Source organism: Ruminococcus sp. (assembly GCF_024691275.1).
Lineage (GTDB): Bacteria > Bacillota > Clostridia > Oscillospirales > Ruminococcaceae > Ruminococcus.
This window is the reverse complement of sequence record NZ_JAILNU010000083.1, coordinates 1-4965: the sequence shown is the minus strand read 5'-3', so window position 1 is coordinate 4965 and position 4965 is coordinate 1. Positions and strand designations below refer to the sequence as shown.

The 4965-nt window shown below is 46.7% G+C and carries 3 protein-coding genes; 2 read left to right on the top strand and 1 reads right to left on the bottom strand.

The features are described 5' to 3' along the window. Positions 1-772: AAA family ATPase (locus tag K6G33_RS09690; protein ID WP_296778847.1), on the bottom strand; the 772-nt coding region annotated here is incomplete at its 3' end. A 327-nt stretch (positions 773-1099) separates the two neighbouring features. Here K6G33_RS09690 and K6G33_RS09685 point away from each other — a divergent pair. Together K6G33_RS09685 and K6G33_RS09680 are read left to right on the top strand one after the other, a co-directional pair. Continuing rightward, positions 1100-4072, top strand: coding sequence for a hypothetical protein (locus tag K6G33_RS09685; protein ID WP_296778845.1), 2973 nt, complete (start codon positions 1100-1102; stop codon positions 4070-4072). After that, positions 4072-4905 (top strand): hypothetical protein, encoded by an 834-nt coding sequence (locus K6G33_RS09680; protein WP_296778843.1) that lies wholly within the window; start codon positions 4072-4074, stop codon positions 4903-4905. Before K6G33_RS09685 ends, K6G33_RS09680 begins: the two co-directional genes overlap by 1 nt. The last annotated feature ends 60 nt before the right edge of the window (positions 4906-4965 follow it).

The window sequence follows — 4965 nt, the reverse complement described above, 5'->3', positions numbered from 1 at the left end:
GCTCCAGCATAAAATCATGTATCACAGACGGGAAGTTATCAGGCTTGTCCTCGGGCGGCTTGTCAAGCAGCTTCCACTTTGCTCCGTCCCTGATAACATTTATGTCGAGCGACGGTGCTCCGCGACCACTGATGTTCAGTACAGCATTTTTGCTGTCTCCGTTTCTCTGAAGTACAAGACAACCGTCTGATGCACCGGGGATACCATTTGTGCCAAGTATCATGTTGTTCGGATTGGAGTCCTGCTGCTTTCTGTTGTGGTGAACAAGAATTATTGCGATGCCTAACTCGTCAGCAATAGATTTCAGCGTTGATACGTCTTTGTAATCACTTCCGTACTTCATATCAACTGTATCGCGCACCTTTTGCAGAGTGTCGATGACTATCAGCTTCAGGTCTGAGAATGCTTCCTTGCACTTGCGAAGGTCATCTTCGAGACCGTTACCGAGAGTGTTGACGAGCAAAACGTATTGCAGATTATCCGTCGGCTCATCTGTCAGCTCATACATTCGCGTCTGCAAATTGTCAGACGTATCTTCAAGTGCCATGTACACAACGTGACCTTTTTCAGTCTTGCGTCCGAGAAACTTTTCACCCTTTGCAACTGAAAGACACATATCCATCATCATCCATGACTTACCGATCTTCGGATCGCCTGACAGTACATGGAGACCGGGATAGATCATTTCATCAACGATGAAGCGTCTCTTTTTCATCGGAGTGTTCATTATCTCGACGCTGCTTTTGAACTCGATTTCGATTCTTTTTGTCAATAAAAATCATCCTTTCTTCATAAAAATGTGGGAGCAGTATCCTTTATGCAAATTGACCTGTTTTTGCATAAGTTTTTAACTGCTCTGAAACGTTTTCCGAAACACAAATTCTTTTTTATGAGAACCGACCTGTTCTCACAGCAAACTGATATTGACCGCAAAGCGCATAGAATAGAGCTTTACAGACATTTCAACTCAAAGCTGTTATTATTACAGTTTTGAATGTTTTTCAGTCAAAAATGAGCGTTTCGGAATAAAAATGTGGGAGCAGTATCCTTATTGCATTTTGACAGATTTTGTGATATAATTTTAGCAGGTGGTGAGACCATGAAGTACAGGATATATGATCTGTCCGTCAGAGCCATGCTGAACTACTCCAAGCCTGACGGACTGTTTTACAAAACAGTTATTGATAAAAACGCACTGCGGAGCTGTCTGAAACACTCAGCTCACGAGCAGGACGATAACGCACTTTTCTATCAGATAATGTGCGTGCTTCACGGTGACGATTTCAAATATGACGGCGCTGACCTTGTGACGGATCTGTCCGATGTTATCTTCTACGCAGACTTCTCACGGGTGTTTGACCGTGACGCATCGCACCCTTACTATGCACAGCTGCAAGAGAAAGCTGCCGCTCTGTTTACGAACAGAGGTGTGGAGATAGATTTCGGCAACGGTATGCACAAGTACGTTGCGTTTGAGCGCTCTGCAAGCATGAGCAGAAATGCTGTGCTGTCCTTTATCCGTGAGGACATTTTCTGGAAGGTCACGGAGCGCATTCGTCTCGGAATGAATATCACTAAGTGTCAGCTAAGCAAGCTGTACGCATACAACGGACTTATGCTCTCTGGCGGTATCCGTGTTGACGGAATAAATATCGACAAGCCTCACAGAGTTATCGTTTTGGAGAATCAAAAACACACCGTTCACGACACAGATGTTATCACTGTTGAGGATGACGGAAATGACAATGCCGTTCGCAAGTATCACCGTGTTGAGCGCAGGGAGAGTGTTGATATTCTCGGTTATGACGGCGAGGGAGTTGTCTCCAAGGAATTCTCCAAGGTCATCAATAAAAAGATAGGAGGCGAACATACCTCGTTTCAGATTCGTCTGCCGTACATCAAGGGAATGCTGCATCAGATAGATATTCACGACTTCTTCAAGAGCGCTGGAGTTGCAACGCTGACCGACATCTGGGGAGTTGAGCATAAGGTTTCAGACGTTGACATAATTCTCACCAAGAGTATGTTCAAGGGCTACAGTTGGCTCTGCGACAACAATATGAGCTGGGAGGACTACTGGGACGCATTCCGCAGATACAAACACGCTCTGTACATATCTGGTGTAAGCAAAGACAATCCGCAGAAGTTCACAGAGCTGAACTATCAGTTCCTCAATACACTTTCAATGACAGCAGACGAGTTCCGACCTCTTGACCTGCCGCTATCATTCCCTGCGGACGATAACCGTCACTGGCTCACCAAGGAAACTGAACGTGAATATTACAGGCTTTGCACCGACAAGGAGTACCGCCTGAGCTTTTTCACAGGCAGGAAGTATAGCCGAGGAAGCAAGGACTATTATCTTAAAAAGATACTGGAGAAAAATCCGAAGTTCATTGCAGAGCCTGTTTATGCTGACAGATTGAAGTCACGGGCACAGGCGGTGCTGAAGCAATATGCGCTCGGTAGACTCATAGTTGCAGGCGACAACCGCTATCTCTCCGCGGACCTTCTCGGTTTCCTTAAAGATTTTATACCAAAAAAGGCAAAGCGAAACACAAGTCAGCGCAACTTCTACAACGGTGCGGTGCAGAGTGATTTTGAGAAGAATGCTTTCTATGCTCCGTCAATAGCGTATACTCACAGCAATGAATGTACGCTTCTGCGTAATCCACACATTTCCCGAAACGAAGAGGTTCAGCTGCAAGTCTATCCCGACGTTGAGAATATGAGGAAGTATTATCTCAGTCATCTCACCGATGTTGTTATGGTGAACTGGGACTCGCTGACTGCGGAGCGTCTCGGCGGTGCAGACTTCGACGGCGATATGATAAAAACTATCTCGGATCCTATCGTAAATCGCTGTGTCAAGCGCAATTCAAAAGCGGATACTCCGCTGTTGAAAATACCAAGTGCTGAACCTGTTATCCGTGATGCAACCGACTGGCAGGCACGCTTCGAGACGGTCAAGAGTACATTTTCTTCCCGAGTTGGACAGATATCCAACGCTGCTCTTAACAGAAGTATCATCGCATACAATGAGAACTCCGACGACGAGCTTCGAGACAAATGCCGTGAGGAAACTGAGACACTTGCTATCCTCACAGGTCTGGAAATTGATTCGGCAAAGAGCGGTGTGAAGCCTGATCTGACGGAATATCTCGGCACTAAAACTGTCGCCAAAAGCAAGTTCCTGAAATACAAGAGCCTGCTTGAAAAGAGCGAGGGTCGCCGTGCGTGGTACAAGCCTACCTTCGAGGAGCAGTTTGTGAAGTTCTTCGTTGATACCGATTGGAGCAAGGTTGACTCCAATGTAGAGCGTCTGCCGTATCTTGCGTATATGCTTGGAAAGAACACAAAGACTATCGTTGACAAGCCTGCCGATGACAGCGATCTTTTCACATTTGCCGCTGATGAGAACTGGAAGGATAAGCTCAATCGTGAGAAAATGGAGCGGATTAAAGCTCTTGTGACGGACTATGAACGTTGTCTGTCACGCATCAGAGCCTGCGGTCAGCCAGTCAAGGACAGACAGCGCAGGAACGACATTCAGCGCATACTGTACAGCCGTGGTCAGGACCGTGAATACGACGCAGATATGCTGTATACACTGTTTCAGGGCACACCGCCCGAGAGGATAACTGCTATCAGGCAGGAATTACAGGCTAAGAACTGGCACCTTACTCCGAAAGAACAGCGTGAAGATTTTCTCGCAGATTTGATACCTGAGCTTGAACGGTATTATCCGCTTTTCAGCGACTTCCGTTTCAGCGGTTACCGTGTTCTCATCGACCTCATAGGTGACATTGACGATGAAAACACTCTCACTGACAGGAAACGCCTTATTCGCGACGGTGATTCGCCTGAGTTCATGCGGCTTATGGAGGCTTACCTTAATAAACCAGTGAATGCGTACTACCGTGACGCTGTTGCTGGCGAGTGCCGAAAGCTGATAGAAGCCGTAATGAAGCCTGATGAGGCGGTAAAATACATAGTGGCTCTGGGCAAAAGAAAAGTGCTCTTCGATCTGCTGCTGGACAGGATCGAAAAGCACGTCAGGAGGGAGAAATAATGCTGAACGAAATTGAAGAATTCAAGGCTTACACGGGCAAGCGTGTTTACAAGTGCAGCGGCAAGCGGGACCTCTCCTTCCTCGGACGTTTCAGCTTTGAAATGATGAAGGACTTCACAGGTCTGAGCCGTGTGCTGACTATTATCGCTCGGGGATATATGTTCAGAAACGGCACTCCTGATATCGACTATGCACGGAGAGCTCTGTGTGCGTGGTGCAGTATTCCCGACAAAAAAACTGCCGCTCCGAAGGAGGAGTGGCAGTTCAGGACTGATTTCAGTGATCTGCATGAGGAGTTTCCCGAATTGGTGGATAAGACGGGAAAAGGCTGGTTTTACAGACACGTTCACAAGGTTGAAAAGTTCATCACCAAGAACAGCGAAAACATGAGCAAGACCACTCTCTCCAACGCTGAGCCGCTGAAAACCAGATTTGATGCCGCATGGAGAGATAAGGTGAAGCAGTATCAGGTGTCGCTCTACTCGCCCGAGACCAAAGGTGCGTGGGTTCTGCGGTTTGATGATGTGCTTGCAGACGCTCTTGAGCTCGGACCGCTGGCGGATAAGACTTTTGCCTTCTCTGATGATGAAAAGGAGCATATAAAGGGACTGCTGCCTTGTGGTCTGCCGTATGAGGTGGCGGAAACTGTTATCGCTTACTGTATCGCCAACAAGCCTGATGATTCGGACTATGTTATCCTGCCTGTTTCCAACTTCGATGCTTACTTTGGGAATACTTCTTTCAGCCACAAGTGGCTCAATTTGTTCCCTGACACCTTACTTGAACGTGATAAGCAGAGCTTTGGAGTGTGTAGGGTGAATATCACTTTGTAACCAATATTAAAACTCAAAAATGTAGCATATAATATGCTGCATTTTTATTTTGTTATGATA

Excerpts from the sequence above, each read along its gene's own strand:
- K6G33_RS09680 (WP_296778843.1), top strand. The coding sequence starts at position 4,072 with ATGCTGAACGAAATTGAAGAATTCAAGGCTTACACGGGCAAGCGTGTT.
- K6G33_RS09685 (WP_296778845.1), top strand. The coding sequence starts at position 1,100 with ATGAAGTACAGGATATATGATCTGTCCGTCAGAGCCATGCTGAACTAC.